We start from the raw sequence: 16,979 nt of genomic DNA, 5'->3' as shown, positions 1-16,979 counted from the left end.
AGGGAGGTTTTTTATGATATATCGAATTAAAGATGCAGAAATATACTATGAAGTTGTGGGAGAGGGTAAACCGGTCATTATCATACATGGCTGCGCCCCTGACCATAGGTTAATGATGAAATGTATGGAATCAGTATTTCAGAAGTATGAAGGTTATAAGCGAATATATATTGATTTACCTGGTATGGGAAAATCGAATGCTCCAAATTGGATAAATAGTTCAGATCGTATAGTAGAAGTGCTTATCACATTTATTGAGGAAATCATTTCTACTGAAAAATTTTTATTGGTAGGAGAATCATATGGAGGCTATTTAGCTAAAGGTATACTTGCAAAGATGTTTGAGAGAGTTAGCGGATTACTATTAGTATGTCCTGTTGTTGTAGCGGAGCCAGAAAAAAGGATTCTTCCAGATAAACAGGTAATTGTACAAGATGAGGAATTTTTAAATACGCTCACTTCCACAGAAAGAGAGGAATTTTGTGAGTTAGCTGTAATAGCAAATGAATATACATATAAGCGATTTAAAGAAGAAATTAAGCCTGGGTTAGATGTTGCTAATGATGAATTTATTGAAAGGTTGCAAAAGAATTACTCTCTTACTATGGATTTTCAGCGTGAAAAATATGAAAATCCCGTTCTTTTACTGACTGGAAGACAAGATATATCAGTAGGTTATCAAAATATTATAGAAATTATTGAAGAATATCCAAGGGCAACATTAGCAGTGTTAGATATGGCAGGGCATAATTTGCAAATTGAGCAGCCTGAATTATTTGAGAGTTTAGTAGGAGAATGGATTAGACGAACAAATCAGCACAGTTTATAAAGTATTTTAGTATTACGCCTAAGTGTTGAAATGGGATAAATGAACGTGATTTATTAACTTATCTCGCTATTTTCCTGTAAAAGCCCGATTAGTGAGGGCTAATTAAAGTTTCACTTTATAAAAAATTTTAAGGAGAAATTATGAGCACATATATTTATATGGTTAGACATGGTGAGTCACCAAAACTAGAAGGAAATGAAAGAATGCGCGGGTTAACTGAGAGGGGACATATGGATGCCCGTAGAGTAACTGACATATTAAAAGCGGAGAGGATTGATACTTTTATTTCCAGTCCTTATAATCGGGCTATGTTAACGATAGAGGAGTCAGCTAATTTCCATGAAAAAGAAATAGTAGTATATGAAAATCTTAAAGAGTGTATGTTTTCAAGTGAGGATCAGGTTATATCAGACAAAGAGGTGTACCCACTTGTACAGAAGATGTTCTCTAATCCAGACTTTGCACGAATGGAAGGAGAGTCATATGCACATTGCCAGAGAAGAGTAGTGAAAGTATTAAAAGAAATCTTATTGGATTTTCAAGGACGCAAAATTGTAATTGGTACACATGGGCTTGTCATGACATTAATGATAAATTATTTTGATAAACAATATGGTTTTGAATTTTTAATGAATACGTCAAAACCAGATATATATAAGATGGAGTTTAAAGAAGAACAATTAATGAATGTGGAGAGATTATGGAAAGAGGAATAAAATTAGTTGCATGGATTTTGTTGTAAAAGTTACTTTATAGCAAAATCTTTTTTTGAATAGAAAGTATCTTTATCAACTATTTTTAGAATGTTAAATCAATAAGTAATTATTCAGTATTTGAATAAAGTATGAGGAAATTGGTTTAGGGAAACAATTTTAAATGTGTCAAAACTCCAAACGTTGGATTTATATTCAATATGAGAAAAAGATGTAGAATTTTGTCTTACTGTCTCCGTTTACTTTTCATTTCATTACATATAGGCTTTGTGGTGTAAGGGGGACATCACCTTTACGCAAAATCTATAAGGAGGTCATTGTAATGAAACAGATTAAAAAGTTTGCGGGAGTTGCTTTAGCGGGGACGATTGGATTAAGTGGACTACTGTTTTTAGAACCAAGTGTAAGCGTTGCGGAAGCACAGCAAGTGAAAGAGGAGAATTTCAATGTAATTGATGTATCAATGAATCTAAATGAATTATATGTATTAAGTGGCAGAAGCATTGATGTTCTTTCTGGAGATAAAGAAGCAATTCAGCTAAATAAATACACAATTAGTTTTAGTAAACCCGGGAAGTACGTTATAAGGGTAAATGGCTGTATTTATGACGATGTATATACTTTTATTGTGAATGAGTAGTATATATTCTAAAATTATGAGATAAAAAAACACCTTATTTGCGGTGAGAATCGTAAATAGGGTGTTTGATTTGTATTAAGTTGTAATTTAAATATGTTTACTAACTTTATCTTTGTTTTGTAAAGTATGTAAAAGTGTTTGAAATACCTTAAATGATTGCTGAAAGATTGGACTTTGAATAAAAGTGTATAGAAAAGTTACGATAAAAACAGGGCCACCGAGCATAAATCCAATAACTAGTACAATACATTCTACTATGATTCTAGCACGGCTAATAGATAGTCCTGTTTTGTCGGAAATAGTAAGCATGAATCCATCACGAGGTCCAGCGCCAATTCCAGCAGCAACATACATACCTCCCCCAATACCCGTAATGGCGATACCAGAAAATAAAATGAGTAAGTTTAACCATAAATAATCACTAGCGTTTGGAAGAATATTTGATTGTAAGAAAAAGTCCATAATCGGACCGATAAGTAGTGCATTTAAAAATGTTCCCACATTTATATATTTTCGATCTACTAGTAAAGAAATGAGAACGAGACATAACCCACATATGACACTCCACGTACCAATCGTCCATCCAAACTTTTGGTAGAGAGCCATATTTAAAACTTCCCAAGGATGTAAACCGAGAAATTTTACTTTGACTGCAAGAGCATTTCCAAGGCCAAAGAAAATTAATCCTAAGAAAAAAAGAAAATAGCGAAAGAGAGTTAGCCTCATCTTTAAAACCTCCCATATTTTATAATTATGTATGTTACCTGTTACGGTTTTAATGTACAAATATTATGTCTTTTTATCATTCGTTTAAAAATGTTAACAATGTAAATTAAATATACATCTTCACAGTCAAAAAAGTTAAAATATTTCGTTTTAAGGATTATAATGGAGGGAGAAACATAAAAGGGAGTGAATGAACTTGAAACAAGAACTTATTGAAAGATTTACGAGATATGTAAAAATTGATACGCAATCAAATGAAGAAAGCCATACAGTACCAACAACACCAGGACAAATTGAGTTTGGTAAGTTATTAGTGGAAGAGCTAAAAGAAATTGGGTTAACAGAAGTAACGGTGGACGATAACGGGTATGTAATGGCAACACTTCCGGCTAATACCGATAAGGATGTTCCTGTAATCGGCTTTTTAGCACATTTAGATACAGCAACAGATTTTACAGGGGAAAATGTAAAACCACAAATTCATGAAAACTTTGACGGAAACGCAATTACGTTAAATGAAGAGCTAAATGTTGTGTTAACACCAGAACAATTTCCAGAGTTACCATCTTATAAAGGCCATACAATTATTACAACTGATGGTACGACACTTCTTGGAGCAGATGATAAAGCTGGTCTTACAGAAATTATGGTTGCAATGAACCATTTAATACATAATCCGCAAATTAAGCACGGGAAAATAAGAGTAGCATTTACACCGGATGAAGAAATTGGTCGTGGGCCAGCGCATTTTGATGTAGAGGCGTTTGGTGCATCATTTGCTTATACGATGGATGGAGGCCCATTAGGTGGTTTAGAGTATGAAAGTTTTAATGCTGCAGGTGCTAAGTTAACGTTTAACGGAACGAATACACATCCTGGAACAGCGAAAAATAAAATGCGCAATGCTACTAAACTGGCTATGGAGTTTAACGGGTATTTACCAGTAGAAGAGGCGCCAGAATATACAGAAGGCTATGAAGGATTCTATCATTTACTTTCTTTAAGTGGTGATGTTGAGCAAAGTAAAGCGTATTATATTATTCGAGACTTTGATCGTGAAAATTTTGAGGCGCGTAAAAATAACGTTGAAAATATTGTGAAGACTATGCAAGAAAAGTATGGCGAAGATGCAGTCGTTTTAGAAATGAATGATCAATACTATAACATGCTTGAAAAAATTGAACCGGTAAGAGAAATTGTTGATATTGCATATGAAGCAATGAAAAGTTTAGACATTGAACCGAATATTCATCCGATTCGCGGAGGCACAGATGGATCACAATTATCATATATGGGATTACCGACGCCGAATATTTTCACTGGTGGTGAAAATTATCACGGTAAATTTGAGTATGTTTCGGTAGATACTATGGAAAAAGCCGTTCAAGTTATTGTGGAAATTGCAAGACGTTTTGAGGAGCAAGCTTAAAAAAGAACCAAGTAGTACGAATGTGCTACTTGGGTTCTTTTAATATAGTACTCGCCACAAATAAAAAGTCGCATAAGACTCCCAATTAGCCCAGTTTGCCGCGAAATCTTTTATTTCATTTTTAGTCGGTTTATTTTCGGAACCTGTTATAAATTTAATTGCATTATGCAGACCAACATCATCAATTGGAAAAGCTGAAGGAAATCTTAAACAACGCATTAAAACGTAGTTGGCAGTCCATGGGCCTATACCATGGATAGCAGTTAATTGTTTCTCAGCAACTTTTACATCTTGTGTTTGCAGTAAATCCTCTTTTGATAGTTTTCTCTCTGTAATAAGCTTCGCAATACCGATTAAATATTCACATTTTCTAGTCGTCAGTTTTAGTTGTTGAAGATTTTCTACATGTAGATTTGCAATTGTTTCAGGTGATGGGAATATCCAATGTTTTCTACCGTCCCATTCTACATAACTTCCAAATTGCTCAACTAATCTTCTTTTTAGCGTATAAGCATATGTTAGGTTAATTTGTTGACCGATAATTCCCCAGGAAAGTGCCTCAAATAAGTCTGGAATACCTAAAGTACGAAGGCCATAATATTGTTCAATTGGTCCTTGAAGGAGTAAATCATGTTTAGCTAATGTATAAAAGGGGGTTAAATCAGTAGTTAAATCAAACCATTCTTTTACATAGTTAGCTACAGCTTCACGTATCGATTTTTCAGATGTATATGATTCTTCTAAACAACGTATTTGAATATTTCCATCTGTATTCACACTAATTTCAACTAAAGGATTTACATCTTGAACAGGGATAACTTTATAAATTTTGTTATCTTCAATATGGAACATACATTCATTATTAGAACGTGATAGATAACGTAAATTTTCTTGGAAACAAAATTCTTTTGGAACTGCTATAGATAATGCGCTATTATATTCTGCTGTCATATGAATTCCACCTGCAACTTTTCTAATGTAAGCAATTTTTTCTTCATTTCTAATCCGCCCCTAAATCCGGTTAGTTTCCCATTCTTCCCAATAACGCGGTGACAAGGAATGGTAATAAGAAGAGGGTTAGCAGCAATAGCAGAAGCAACGGCGCGCACAGCTTTAGGTTTTTGAATTCTTTCAGCAATTTCTGTATAAGAATAGGTCTTTCCATAAGGAATTTCACGTACCGCATTCCAAACAGATAATTGAAAATTAGTTCCATAAGCATCGATAGGAAATGTAAAAGTTTCTCGCTTGTTTTCTAAATACTCGATAACTTCTTGTTTATATATTTGCAAGTAATCTGGAGTATGAATCAATATATGTTGGGGCATATTTTTTCTAGCCCATATATTTAATTCTTCAAAGTTTTCGTCTTGTGATCCAATGAAACATAGTCCATTTTCAGTTGCAGCAATATGAAATCGCCAATTTTTATGTGTAAGTAGCGTCCAATATATATAATTATTTTTGTAGGAATTCATTATCGTATCCCTCTTTCATTTCGTTCTTTTTTCGATATTCAGTAGGAGTAAATCCGGTTTTCTTTTTAAATAAAGTTGCGAAATACTCTGGGTTTTCTATCCCGACAGCAGTACTAATTTCTTTAATAGATTGATTTGTGTGTAAAAGGTATTCGGTTGCTTTAAGAACCCTGAATTGTTGTATATATTCTATAGGAGTTAGCCCTATTATTCTTTTGAAAGTACGCTGTAAATGAAAAGGGCTACCGTGACACATTTCCGCAAGCATGTCGAGAGTTAAGGATTCGTCATAATGCTTTTCGATATAGTCTTTAATTTGTTCTACCCACTCTTCATTAGGTAAAGTGATCCCATTTGGCTTACAACGTTTGCACGGGCGAAAGTTTTCACTTAATGCTTGCTCTGCATGATGAAAAATTCGTACATTGTTTCTATTCGGTATTCTTGATTTGCATGATGGTCTGCAAAAGATTCCAGTTGATTTCACAGCATAAAAGAATTTGCTATCATAGGAAGAATCATTATGAATAATTGCTTGCCAATACTCATTTGTTAATGTAACTCCTTCATTGTGCAAAGAACATCACCTCTGAAATTAGTATAACCTGAATAAAGTCCGTATGTATGTATTCATAAATGTAAGAGCAAGATTACAAAGATGAAAATATGATTGTTTTTCTATTTTGTGATAGCATGAAATTTGGAAATAAACATCAAGAGGAGGACTAAAAGTGAAGTTAATTTCATGGAATGTAAATGGTTTGCGAGCAGTTATCGCAAAAGGTGGATTTTTGGAATATCTCGAGGAATCAAGTGCTGATATATTTTGTCTACAAGAGATTAAATTACAAGAAGGGCAAATTGATTTAAATCTAGAGGGATATTATACATACTGGAATTATGCTGTGAAAAAAGGATATTCAGGAACGGCTATTTTTTCGAAGAAAGAACCGCTTTCAGTTACATATGGTTTAGACATTGAAGAGCATGATCAAGAAGGGCGACTTATTACTTTAGAATTCGAAGATTTTTATATGATAACGTTATATACACCAAATTCAAAACGTGGATTAGAACGATTAGATTACAGAATGAAATGGGAAGATGATTTCAGGTCCTATATCAAACGATTAGATGAGAAAAAACCAGTTATTTTTTGTGGAGACTTAAATGTTGCTCATAAAGAAATCGATTTGAAAAATCCAAAAAGTAATCGTAAAAACCCTGGATTCTCTGATGAGGAACGAGAGAAATTTTCATGTATTTTAGAAGAAGGATTTATTGATACGTATCGTTACCTTTATCCTGATCAAGAAGATGCATACTCGTGGTGGTCGTATCGTATGGGCGCGAGAGCGAAAAATATAGGATGGCGTTTAGATTATTTTGTTGTTTCGGAAAGAATGAAAGACCAAATAACAGAAGCGAAAATTAATACTGAAGTAATGGGATCAGACCATTGTCCAGTTGAATTACATATCAATTTCTAAAAAAAGAAGTATCTCCCTAATATTAGGGGAATACTTCTTTTTTTAATTCAGTTTGTTAAAATTTTTCAAATCATTCTTGAAATAATTGCATATTAAATATATACTTAGTAACGATAATCATTATCAATGAAAAGCGTTATCAATGGATGAGGTATAAAAGAATTATAGCTTAGGGGAAGTGAACGAGAATGAGTTCTGGATAGAATTATTAATCTAATGAAATATATATGTAAGACAAGATTCATATAGTTGAATTTTATTGAGAATATAGTTTGAAAATTCGAGAGGAGACATATAAAGATGAACAAGAAATTATTTACTTTAGGGATGGTTACAGTTTTAAGTGTAGGTTTAGCGGCATGTAATAGTGCGGATAAAACTTCAGGTGAGCAAAAACAACAGACAAAAGCTACGGAAACGAAAAAAGATGAAAAACGAAAAATTACATATTTAGGTAAAGAGTATACAGTGCCAGCAAAAGTAGATAAAATTGCGACAGCTAGTTTAGAGTCAATGGAAGATGCGGCAGTACTTGGAATTAAACCAGTTGGTGCCATTACTGTAGGTGGTAAATTACCAAAATATCTTGAAAAAGAGTTAGAAGGTGCTAAATCTGTTGGTGAGAAAATGCAACCAAATTTCGAAACATTACTACAATTAAAACCAGATGTTATTACATCGAGTACGAAATTCCCAGCAGAAACAGCTGAAAAGTTTACAAAAGTAGCTCCTACATTCCCGGTATCACACGTTTCAACAAATTGGGAAGATAACTTAAAGTTAATGGGAGAATTAACTGGTAAAAAAGATAAAGCAGAAAAAATTATTAAGGATTACAATTCGGATGCTGAAAAAGCAAAAGCAAAACTAGGAGATAAGTTAAAAGATAAAAAAGTACTTGTCATAAGACTAAGAGCAAATGAATTATTCCTATATCCAGAAGGAGTATACTTCAACCCTGTAATTTATAAAGATCTTGGACTAACTGCTCCAGAACAATTGAAAACTGTAAAAGCACAAGAGAAAATTTCATTTGAAAAACTTGCTGAACTTAACCCGGATTATATTTTCTTACAATATGAGGCAAGTGAAAATAAAAACCCGAAAGTGTTAGAAGAAATTGAAAGCAATCCAATTTGGCAAAGTATGAATGCTGCGAAGGAAAAGAAAGTATTTGTAAATGTCGTAGATCCAATGGCACAAGGTGGTACTGCTTGGAGTAAAACAGCATTCTTAAAAGAAGCAGTGAAAAATTTATCTAAATAATACAATAAGTAAGGTGCGTTGAATGATATGCAGAAAACAAATGCAGTACCAGTAACTATATTATGTATAGCACCCATACTCATCTTATTTACAGTTATACTTTCGATTTTGTATGGGGCGAAAAGTATTGATGCTGAAACAGTGTGGAACGCATTATTTCATTTTGATTCAAGTGATGTAAATCATAATATTATTATTACTTCACGTTTACCAAGGGTAGTTGCAGCTCTTTTAGTCGGAGCATTTCTAGCCATATCAGGAGCACTTATGCAGGGGATGACAAGAAACTATCTTGCATCCCCTTCTATTATGGGTGTGACGGATGGTGCTGCCTTTGTTATTACGCTTAGCATGATTTTTCTTCCGGGAATGTCATCAATTGGTATGGTTGTATGTTCAATGATTGGTTCTGCACTAGGAGCTGGTATCGTGTTTGGTTTTGGTTCGCTCCTTCAAAATGGCTTATCACCAGTTAGGTTAGCGATTATAGGAACAGTTATTGGAACATTTTTAAGCAGTGTATCGGCTGCCATGGCTTCGTATTTTCAAATTTCTCAAAATGTTAGTTTTTGGTTTAATGCAAAGTTAGATCAAGTAGATCCTAATATAATTAAAATCACGATACCGTTTGGGATAATTGGAATAATTTTAGCGTTGTTAATATCAAAATCTATTACCATTCTTTCATTAGGCGAAGAGGTTTCTATTAATTTAGGACAGCGTACAAAACTAGTTAAAGCGATGGCAATTTTATCAGTTATCTTTTTAACAGGAACAGCAGTTGCTTTAGTGGGGAAAGTTGGTTTTGTAGGTTTAATTATTCCGCACATTACCCGCTTTATAATTGGGGTAGATTATAAGTGGATTTTGCCATGTGCAGGCATTATTGGCGGCGTTTTCTTAGCTTTATGTGATGTTTTAAGTAGGTTTGTAAATTATCCATTTGAAACGCCAATTGGAGTCGTAACATCTTTAATTGGAATTCCTTTCTTCCTTTATTTAATTCGTACAAGAGGAGGAGAGAGACATGCTTAAAAGTTCAAGTCAACGTTTCGGGATGACGATGGGGATTATTGTATTTTTAATACTATGTGCCATTTACATTAGTTTAACGAATGGTACGTTTGATATTACGATTACAGATGTATTTAAAACACTTTTTAGAATTGAACCAGTACCAGAACATGATTTAGTTATTTTTGAGTTTCGTCTTCCGCGTATTGTAATTGCTGGATTAGTAGGATTAGGCCTTGGTGTTGCAGGTGCCGTTATTCAAGGGATTACGAGAAATGGATTGGCAGACCCAGGTATTTTAGGAGTAAATGCCGGAGCAGGAACAGCGATCGTCATTTTTATGTTTTTCTTTCAAGGGCAATTAAAAAGCACAGACTGGGTTTCTATTATGATGATGCCAATGTTTGGTTTAGTAGGCGGATTAGGTGCAGCTATCATCATTTATCTGTTTTCTTGGAAAAACGGTAAGTTGGATTCGCAGCGACTTTTATTAACAGGCATTGCAATTGGGACAGGATTTGGAGCCTTTTCTATGTACTTATCACTCAAAATGAAGTCAACTGATTTCGAGATGGCTGCAGTGTGGGTGTCTGGAAGCATATATAGTGCGAACTGGAAGTATATTGTAGCTATGTTACCGTGGCTTATTATCTTAATTCCACTGATACAAAAGAAAGCTTATTTATTAGATTTATTTCAATTGGAAGAAACGAGTATTACAAGTTTAGGTGTTTCAGTAGAACGAGAGAAATCAATTTTACTATTAAGTAGTATCGGACTTGTGAGTGCATGTGTTGCTGTTTCAGGGAGTATCGGTTTTATTGGTTTAATGGCACCGCATATAGCGAAAAGGCTTGTCGGTATTCAGCATAAGCATATCATTCCTACGTGCGGCGTAATCGGAATGTTTCTTGTAATTGCTTCAGACTTTATTGCGAAAACAGTTTTCACACCTGTAGAGCTACCAGTTGGAATCGTTATTTCTATTGTCGGTGTACCGTATTTCTTATATTTACTTTATAAGGCGAAAGCGTAAGAGGAGGAATAAAATTGAGTATTTTAAGTGCAAAAAATTTAGAAACAAGTTATGAAAAGCTTACAGTGTTTCGCGATTTAAATGTGGAAATACAAGAAGGAAAAGTAACGACAATTATAGGTCCAAACGGTTGCGGTAAATCGACATTGTTAAAAACAATGGGAAGAATTTTAAAACAAAAAAGCGGAAAAGTATATTTGCAAGGACAAGATTTACATACAATTCCAACGAAAGAAATTGCGAAGCAGTTAGCTTTACTCCCGCAAACTCCAATTGCGCCAGGTGAACTTAAAGTGGAAGAATTAATTTCTTATGGACGCTATCCACATCGAAATAACGTGAATAAGTTAACGACAAAAGATAAAGAAATGATTGATTGGGCATTAAATATAACGAAAACTTCTGAATTTCGAACGAGACAAATTGCAAATTTATCAGGAGGCCAAAGACAAAAGGTATGGCTAGCGATGGCATTAGCACAAGAAACAGAAGTGTTGCTATTAGACGAGCCAACAACATACCTTGATATGTCTCATCAATTAGATGTATTACAAATTGTGGAGAGATTAAATAAAGAACATAATTGTACGGTCGTAATGGTACTACACGATATTAACCATGCAGCAAGGTTTTCAGATGAGATTATTGCAATGAAGGAAGGGGAAATCGTTACAACTGGTATCCCAGAAGAAATCATTACAAATGAAGTGTTAAAAGAAGTATTTCATATTGATGCGCGTGTCATGATTGATCCGTATAATGGGTCTCCTGTTTGTTTTGGGTACGATAGCGTTGGACTTAAAGAAGAGAAAGTTGAAATATATGTAACGAGTTAAAAAGGGGGGATATAAGATGAATACTACGATTGAAAAACAGCAGATTATAACATCTAATACGGAACAGTGGAAAATGTATTCGAAAATAGAAGGTAAGGAATATCAAATTCATATTTCAAAACCGAGGCAGCCAGCACCAGAGTCGGGCTATCCTGTTATATACGTATTAGATGGCAATGCCTTTTTTCAAACATTCCATGAAGCGGTTAAAATACAATCAGTTAGAGCAGAGAAAACAGGTGTTTCACCAGCCATTATAGTAGGTATTGGTTATCCGATTGAAGGGGCATTTTCAGGTGAAGAAAGATGCTATGATTTTACGCCTAGCGTAATTTCAAAAGATGCGCCTTTAAAACCAGACGGTAAACCGTGGCCAAAAACAGGAGGAGCACATAATTTCTTTACTTTTATCGAAGAAGAATTAAAGCCGCAGATTGAAAAGAATTACGAGATTGATAAAAGAAAACAAACGTTATTTGGGCATTCACTAGGTGGTTTATTTGCTTTACATATACTATTCACAAACGCAAATGCTTTTCAAAATTATTTTATTAGTAGTCCATCTATTTGGTGGAATAACCAATCTGTTCTTGAAAAAGAAGAGAATCTTATAAATGAATTAAACAGTGTCAAGTTTGAAACGGGAGTGTTCCTTACAGTTGGGTCACTAGAACGAGAGCATATGGTTGTAGGGGCAAACGAATTATCAGAGCGCCTTTTCCAAGTAAAACACGATCAGTTTAGATTTACGTTTTATGAAGCTGAAGGGGAGAATCACGCATCTGTTGTGCCGACTTCTTTAAGTAAAGGGTTAAGATTTATTAGTCACGTATAATTTGGAATGATTGTCTAATAAAATGCAAACGAAAGGCTATGGAGAAATTCTCCATAGCCTTTCGTTTGTTCAAGTAGAATTGTCCTTTTTGAAAGTTTTGTTTCAACTTTTCGTCTAAAGAGACAAAAAGTTGTCACAATTCGTTCACAATTAGCATAAACATAAAATAGACGAAATGAACTTATTTCCAAAAAGGCTTAGTTCATTCCATTTATGATTAGTGGAGCTAAAAGAACGGATTAAAAGTTCACTATATTCTCAAGGAGGTAGATCGTATGAAAACTATTCTTGCTATCGCTGGGCTTATTTGGGTTTTATCACATGGCATTCCAATTTATGAGGGAGAACAAATTCGCAGTGCTCTAAATAAAAATTTTAATGAATATCACGTTATTGATCGGCAAGATAATGTTGTGACAGTTCGTGTAAATGACTGTTTTCATACGGTAACCGTTGAAGGAACTTCAGTAGTGAATGATACAAAAGTATGTGATCAGCAATAATTATATATGGAAAGAAAAAATTTCTAGATTAAATAGCTGAAAATTAAGTTTTTAATATTATAGACGAAGGATAAGCGGGGGCGGGTAATCCCCGCTTATTCTTGTTTCATTTTATTGAATTTTGATGAGAGATATAATGATTTTTTTGACAAAAGGAAAGGGTATACTGAAAATTGAGATTAAGAAGCTAATGTGTTGTTAAGAATAATCATAAAGCGTAAATATACTCTTATGGGGTATCATGCGTAGATATTTAATGCTATAATTGGTATACTCATAAAAAACAATTGTTTTATTGGATGAAGAGAAACTTTAAGAAGGTGATAATATGGATCATAAAGAGCATGAAGCAGTAACATATAGATCAGAAAAAGAAAAAGAACAGATTATAAATAGATTAAAGAGAATTGAAGGACAGGTCCGCGGTATTCAAAACATGATTGAAAATGATCGTTATTGCGTAGATATTTTAGTGCAAATTTCAGCGATTAATGCAGCGATGAAAAAAGTAGGAATGGGCGTTCTCAAAAATCATACGAGTCATTGTGTTTCAGGAGCTATTAAAAATGGAAATGGTGACGAAGCAATTGAAGAATTAATGACAGTATTTGAACGTTTTTCAAAAGCGTAAAAACAAGCTAGTATTTAACTGGCTTGTTTTTTTCTTTATCCTTGTAGGGGTGTGAAAAAGTGTGTGTAAAATAAACTTTCAGAAAAAAATTGAAAAATCATGACAAAAAACCATTGATTACCTTAGGGGGGTATGGTAAGATGAGGTTGTGATTAACAAACAATGAATAAACAAGAGGAGGATTTTAAATGGAACAGTTAACATTACAAGTTGAAGGTATGTCTTGTGGACATTGTGTAAATGCTATCGAAAGCAGTGTGAAAGAGCTAAACGGTGTTGAACAAGTGAAGGTTCAACTAGCAGAAGGAACTGTTGAAGTTACTATCAACTCGTCTGCCGTAACATTAAAAGATATCGTTGCTGTAATCGAAGATCAAGGATACGATGTGCAATAATTATTTTTAGATATGGAAATAAATCGTACTTTAAATGAAGTACGATTTATTTTGCTAATAATTATACCTCATAAGGGTATATAGAGGTGAGAGACATGAATGAAAAAAAAGAGGCCAATCTTCAAATATCAGGAATGACATGTGCGGCATGTGCAAATAGAATTGAAAAAGGTCTAAAAAAAGTAGAAGGTGTCCATGAGGCAAATGTAAATTTTGCGCTTGAAAAAACAAAAATAATATACGATTCAACTAAAACAAATCCGCAACAGTTTAAAGAAAAAGTTGAATCGTTAGGATATGGAATTGTAAGTGATAAAGCCGAATTTACTGTTTCAGGAATGACATGTGCAGCATGTTCAAATAGAGTTGAAAAGCGTTTAAATAAGTTAGATGGTGTGAACAAAGCGACAGTAAATTTTGCTTTAGAATCAGCTACAGTAGACTTTAATCCTGATGAAGTTAATGTAAATGAAATGAAGAGCGCGATTACGAAGCTAGGATATAAATTAGAAGTGAAACCAGATGATCAAGATGCATCAACTGATCATCGATTACAAGAAATTGAAAGACAAAAGAAGAAGTTTATTATTTCGTTTATTTTATCTTTCCCGTTACTTTGGGCAATGGTTAGTCATTTCTCATTTACGTCGTTTATTTATTTACCAGATATGTTAATGAATCCTTGGGTGCAACTAGCACTTGCAACTCCTGTTCAATTTATCATTGGTGGACAGTTTTATGTTGGGGCTTATAAAGCGTTACGTAATAAAAGTGCGAATATGGATGTTCTCGTGGCGCTTGGAACGTCGGCCGCTTATTTTTATAGTGTATATGTAAGTATTCAATCTATTGGTTCTTCGGAACATATGACAGATTTATATTTTGAAACAAGTGCGGTACTTATTACATTAATTATTTTAGGTAAATTATTTGAAGCGAAAGCAAAAGGGCGCTCATCAGAAGCAATTAAAAAATTGATGGGTTTACAAGCGAAGACAGCTACAGTTGTGCGAGATGGAACAGAAATAAAAATTTTGATTGAAGAAGTAGTAGCTGGTGATATCGTCTATGTAAAGCCTGGTGAAAAAATACCAGTAGATGGTGAAATTGTAGAAGGAAAGTCAGCAATTGATGAATCGATGTTAACGGGTGAAAGTATTCCTGTTGATAAGTCAATTGGGGACGTAGTAATAGGTTCGACAATAAATAAAAATGGCTTTTTAAAAGTGAAAGCAACTAAGGTAGGAAGAGATACTGCATTAGCTCAAATTATTAAAGTAGTAGAAGAGGCACAAGGTTCAAAAGCTCCTATTCAAAGGGTAGCAGATCAAATTTCAGGTATTTTCGTACCGGTTGTAGTTGTGATTGCGATTATCACATTTGCAGTATGGATGATATTTGTTACACCTGGTGATTTTGGCGGAGCACTTGAGAAAATGATAGCAGTACTTGTTATCGCTTGTCCATGTGCATTAGGTCTTGCAACGCCTACATCTATTATGGCAGGATCAGGAAGATCAGCAGAGTATGGTATTTTATTTAAAGGTGGAGAGCATTTAGAAGCAACGCACCGATTAGATACGGTTATTTTAGATAAAACGGGTACAGTGACAAATGGGAAGCCGGTGTTAACAGATGTAATTGTAGCAGATGGATTCAATGAAAATGAATTGCTTAGATTAGTAGGGGCAGCAGAAAGAAATTCTGAACATCCACTTGCAGAAGCGATTGTAGAAGGAATTAAAGAAAAGAAAATTGATATCCCAAGTTCAGAAACGTTTGAAGCGATTCCGGGATTTGGTATCGAATCAGTTGTAGAAGGAAAACACTTATTAATTGGTACACGTCGATTAATGAAGAAATTCAATATTGATATTGAAGAAGTTTCTAAATCAATGGGAGCGCTAGAACGAGAAGGAAAAACAGCAATGCTTATTGCAATTGATAAAGAATATGTTGGTATAGTTGCCGTTGCGGATACGGTGAAAGATACTTCAAAAGCAGCTATCGCAAGACTGAAAAAAATGGGTCTAGACGTTGTGATGATTACAGGAGATAATACACAAACTGCTCAGGCAATTGCAAAGCAAGTTGGTATTGATTACGTAATTGCAGAAGTATTGCCAGAAGGAAAAGCAGAAGAAGTGAAAAAACTGCAAGCAAATGGTAAGAAAGTAGCGATGGTTGGAGACGGGATAAATGATGCTCCTGCTCTTGCTACAGCGAACATTGGTATGGCAATTGGAACGGGAACGGATGTAGCGATGGAAGCAGCGGATATAACGTTAATCCGCGGTGACTTAAATAGTATTGCTGATGCGATCTTTATGAGTAAAATGACGATAAGAAATATTAAACAAAATTTATTCTGGGCATTAGCTTATAACGCGTTAGGAATTCCAATTGCGGCATTAGGTTTCTTAGCCCCTTGGGTTGCTGGAGCAGCGATGGCATTTAGTTCTGTATCCGTTGTATTAAATGCGTTACGATTACAAAGAGTTAAATTAAAATCTTAAAAAGCTGCATTAAGTAATTGAATAGAATTAAAAAAACAATACTTTAAATAAGTATTGTTTTTTTGTTCGTATAGAAATTAAAACGATATAATAAAGAAGAAATATGGAATTGTATATAGTAGAAAAGTTAAGAGGTAGTTTGGTAAAGAGACTTATATATGTTAAAAGATATTATAATTAGGACATTTCAGAAAGAAGATTTAGATCAAGTATTACAAATGTTCTATGAGACAGTTCATACGGTTAATGCAAAAGATTATAATGATTTACAGCTACAGGTGTGGGCACCGGATCAACTAGATAGAGAAAGCTGGTTAAAGTCTTTAGAGAAGAATATTAGTTATGTAGCGGATCATAACGGTGTAATATTGGGATTTGGGGATTACAACGATGAGCATTACGTAGATCGTTTATTTACAAATAAAGATCATCAAGGGAAAAGAGTCGCTTCATACATACTACAGAAGTTAGAAAAAGAAGCAGTGAAATTGGGGCATAGGGAGATATATACAGAGGCGAGCATTACCGCAAAACCTTTTTTTGAAAGTAAAGGTTTTATTTGCATAAAAGAACAAAAGAAACAGCATAATGGTCAGATATTTATTAATTATGTTATGAAAAAAATATCCTTCTCATAAATGA

Annotated in this window: 19 protein-coding genes; 15 read left to right on the top strand and 4 right to left on the bottom strand. The window is 34.1% G+C overall.

Features of this window, described 5'->3' with window-relative positions; genetic code table 11:
* Window positions 1-13: 13 nt before the first annotated feature.
* The 3 genes from BAQ53_RS17540 (at window position 14) to BAQ53_RS17530 (ending at window position 2,182) form a co-directional block, all read left to right on the top strand.
* Window positions 14-829 (top strand): alpha/beta fold hydrolase, encoded by an 816-nt coding sequence (locus BAQ53_RS17540; protein ID WP_208906126.1) that lies wholly within the window; start codon window positions 14-16, stop codon window positions 827-829.
* Between the two features lie 140 nt (window positions 830-969).
* On the top strand, window positions 970-1,545 hold the full coding sequence (locus BAQ53_RS17535) for a histidine phosphatase family protein (RefSeq protein WP_061884504.1): 576 nt from the start codon (window positions 970-972) through the stop codon (window positions 1,543-1,545).
* A 319-nt stretch (window positions 1,546-1,864) separates the two neighbouring features.
* Window positions 1,865-2,182, top strand: coding sequence for a hypothetical protein (locus BAQ53_RS17530; protein ID WP_000809491.1), 318 nt, complete (start codon window positions 1,865-1,867; stop codon window positions 2,180-2,182).
* 87 nt (window positions 2,183-2,269) lie between these two features.
* Here BAQ53_RS17530 and BAQ53_RS17525 read toward each other — a convergent pair whose 3' ends face one another.
* A complete protein-coding gene (locus BAQ53_RS17525; RefSeq protein WP_001241254.1) occupies window positions 2,270-2,908 on the bottom strand; it encodes a YczE/YyaS/YitT family protein in 639 nt (212 codons plus the stop codon).
* 196 nt (window positions 2,909-3,104) lie between these two features.
* Between BAQ53_RS17525 and pepT the strand changes: the two genes are divergently transcribed.
* Complete coding sequence (gene pepT, locus BAQ53_RS17520) at window positions 3,105-4,337, top strand: peptidase T (RefSeq protein WP_208906125.1); 1,233 nt, start codon at window positions 3,105-3,107, stop codon at window positions 4,335-4,337.
* Window positions 4,338-4,376: 39 nt separating this feature from the next.
* On the opposite strand, the gene BAQ53_RS17515 is transcribed toward pepT, so the two are convergent.
* Genes BAQ53_RS17515 through BAQ53_RS17505 form a run of 3 tightly spaced genes read right to left on the bottom strand, consistent with a single transcriptional unit; the run spans window position 4,377 to window position 6,392 of the window.
* Window positions 4,377-5,288 (bottom strand): DNA glycosylase, encoded by a 912-nt coding sequence (locus BAQ53_RS17515; protein ID WP_089149555.1) that lies wholly within the window; start codon window positions 5,286-5,288, stop codon window positions 4,377-4,379.
* Window positions 5,285-5,815, bottom strand: a complete 531-nt coding sequence (locus tag BAQ53_RS17510) for a methylated-DNA--[protein]-cysteine S-methyltransferase (protein WP_001089844.1) — start codon at window positions 5,813-5,815, stop codon at window positions 5,285-5,287. Before BAQ53_RS17510 ends, BAQ53_RS17515 begins: the two co-directional genes overlap by 4 nt.
* Entirely contained in the window at window positions 5,796-6,392 is a 597-nt protein-coding gene (locus tag BAQ53_RS17505) for a bifunctional transcriptional activator/DNA repair enzyme AdaA (RefSeq protein WP_000551322.1), read from the bottom strand. The genes BAQ53_RS17510 and BAQ53_RS17505 overlap by 20 nt, the downstream gene beginning before the upstream one ends.
* A 154-nt stretch (window positions 6,393-6,546) precedes the next feature.
* Between BAQ53_RS17505 and BAQ53_RS17500 the strand changes: the two genes are divergently transcribed.
* From BAQ53_RS17500 to BAQ53_RS17450, 11 genes are all read left to right on the top strand, one after another.
* The gene (locus tag BAQ53_RS17500) at window positions 6,547-7,305 is read left to right on the top strand and encodes an exodeoxyribonuclease III (protein ID WP_000767616.1); all 759 of its coding nucleotides are present in this window, start codon (window positions 6,547-6,549) and stop codon (window positions 7,303-7,305) included.
* A 300-nt stretch (window positions 7,306-7,605) separates the two neighbouring features.
* Entirely contained in the window at window positions 7,606-8,571 is a 966-nt protein-coding gene (locus BAQ53_RS17495) for an iron-hydroxamate ABC transporter substrate-binding protein (protein ID WP_001035506.1), read from the top strand.
* Between the two features lie 27 nt (window positions 8,572-8,598).
* On the top strand, window positions 8,599-9,606 hold the full coding sequence (locus BAQ53_RS17490) for a FecCD family ABC transporter permease (protein ID WP_001173065.1): 1,008 nt from the start codon (window positions 8,599-8,601) through the stop codon (window positions 9,604-9,606).
* Complete coding sequence (locus BAQ53_RS17485; protein WP_000920457.1) at window positions 9,599-10,621, top strand: FecCD family ABC transporter permease; 1,023 nt, start codon at window positions 9,599-9,601, stop codon at window positions 10,619-10,621. The genes BAQ53_RS17490 and BAQ53_RS17485 overlap by 8 nt, the downstream gene beginning before the upstream one ends.
* Window positions 10,622-10,635: 14 nt before the next feature.
* Complete coding sequence (locus tag BAQ53_RS17480; RefSeq protein WP_000025767.1) at window positions 10,636-11,457, top strand: ABC transporter ATP-binding protein; 822 nt, start codon at window positions 10,636-10,638, stop codon at window positions 11,455-11,457.
* A 16-nt stretch (window positions 11,458-11,473) separates the two neighbouring features.
* A complete protein-coding gene (locus BAQ53_RS17475; protein ID WP_208906114.1) occupies window positions 11,474-12,292 on the top strand; it encodes an alpha/beta hydrolase in 819 nt (272 codons plus the stop codon).
* A 275-nt stretch (window positions 12,293-12,567) separates the two neighbouring features.
* A complete protein-coding gene (locus tag BAQ53_RS17470) occupies window positions 12,568-12,795 on the top strand; it encodes a hypothetical protein (RefSeq protein WP_000849106.1) in 228 nt (75 codons plus the stop codon).
* Window positions 12,796-13,123: 328 nt separating this feature from the next.
* Window positions 13,124-13,426, top strand: a complete 303-nt coding sequence (locus BAQ53_RS17465; RefSeq protein WP_000349639.1) for a metal-sensing transcriptional repressor — start codon at window positions 13,124-13,126, stop codon at window positions 13,424-13,426.
* A 188-nt stretch (window positions 13,427-13,614) separates the two neighbouring features.
* Window positions 13,615-13,821 (top strand): copper chaperone CopZ, encoded by a 207-nt coding sequence (copZ, locus tag BAQ53_RS17460; RefSeq protein ID WP_000436977.1) that lies wholly within the window; start codon window positions 13,615-13,617, stop codon window positions 13,819-13,821.
* 95 nt (window positions 13,822-13,916) lie between these two features.
* The gene (locus BAQ53_RS17455) at window positions 13,917-16,337 is read left to right on the top strand and encodes a heavy metal translocating P-type ATPase (protein WP_001003172.1); all 2,421 of its coding nucleotides are present in this window, start codon (window positions 13,917-13,919) and stop codon (window positions 16,335-16,337) included.
* A 158-nt stretch (window positions 16,338-16,495) separates the two neighbouring features.
* Window positions 16,496-16,975: a GNAT family N-acetyltransferase gene (locus BAQ53_RS17450; protein WP_208906106.1), complete on the top strand. Its 480-nt coding sequence runs from the start codon at window positions 16,496-16,498 to the stop codon at window positions 16,973-16,975.
* Window positions 16,976-16,979: the final 4 nt, after the last annotated feature.

Source organism: Bacillus sp. B25(2016b) (assembly GCF_001679765.1).
GTDB lineage: Bacteria > Bacillota > Bacilli > Bacillales > Bacillaceae_G > Bacillus_A > Bacillus_A thuringiensis_K.
Note: the sequence above shows the minus strand (reverse complement) of the source record. Positions and strands in the feature narration are given on the sequence as shown.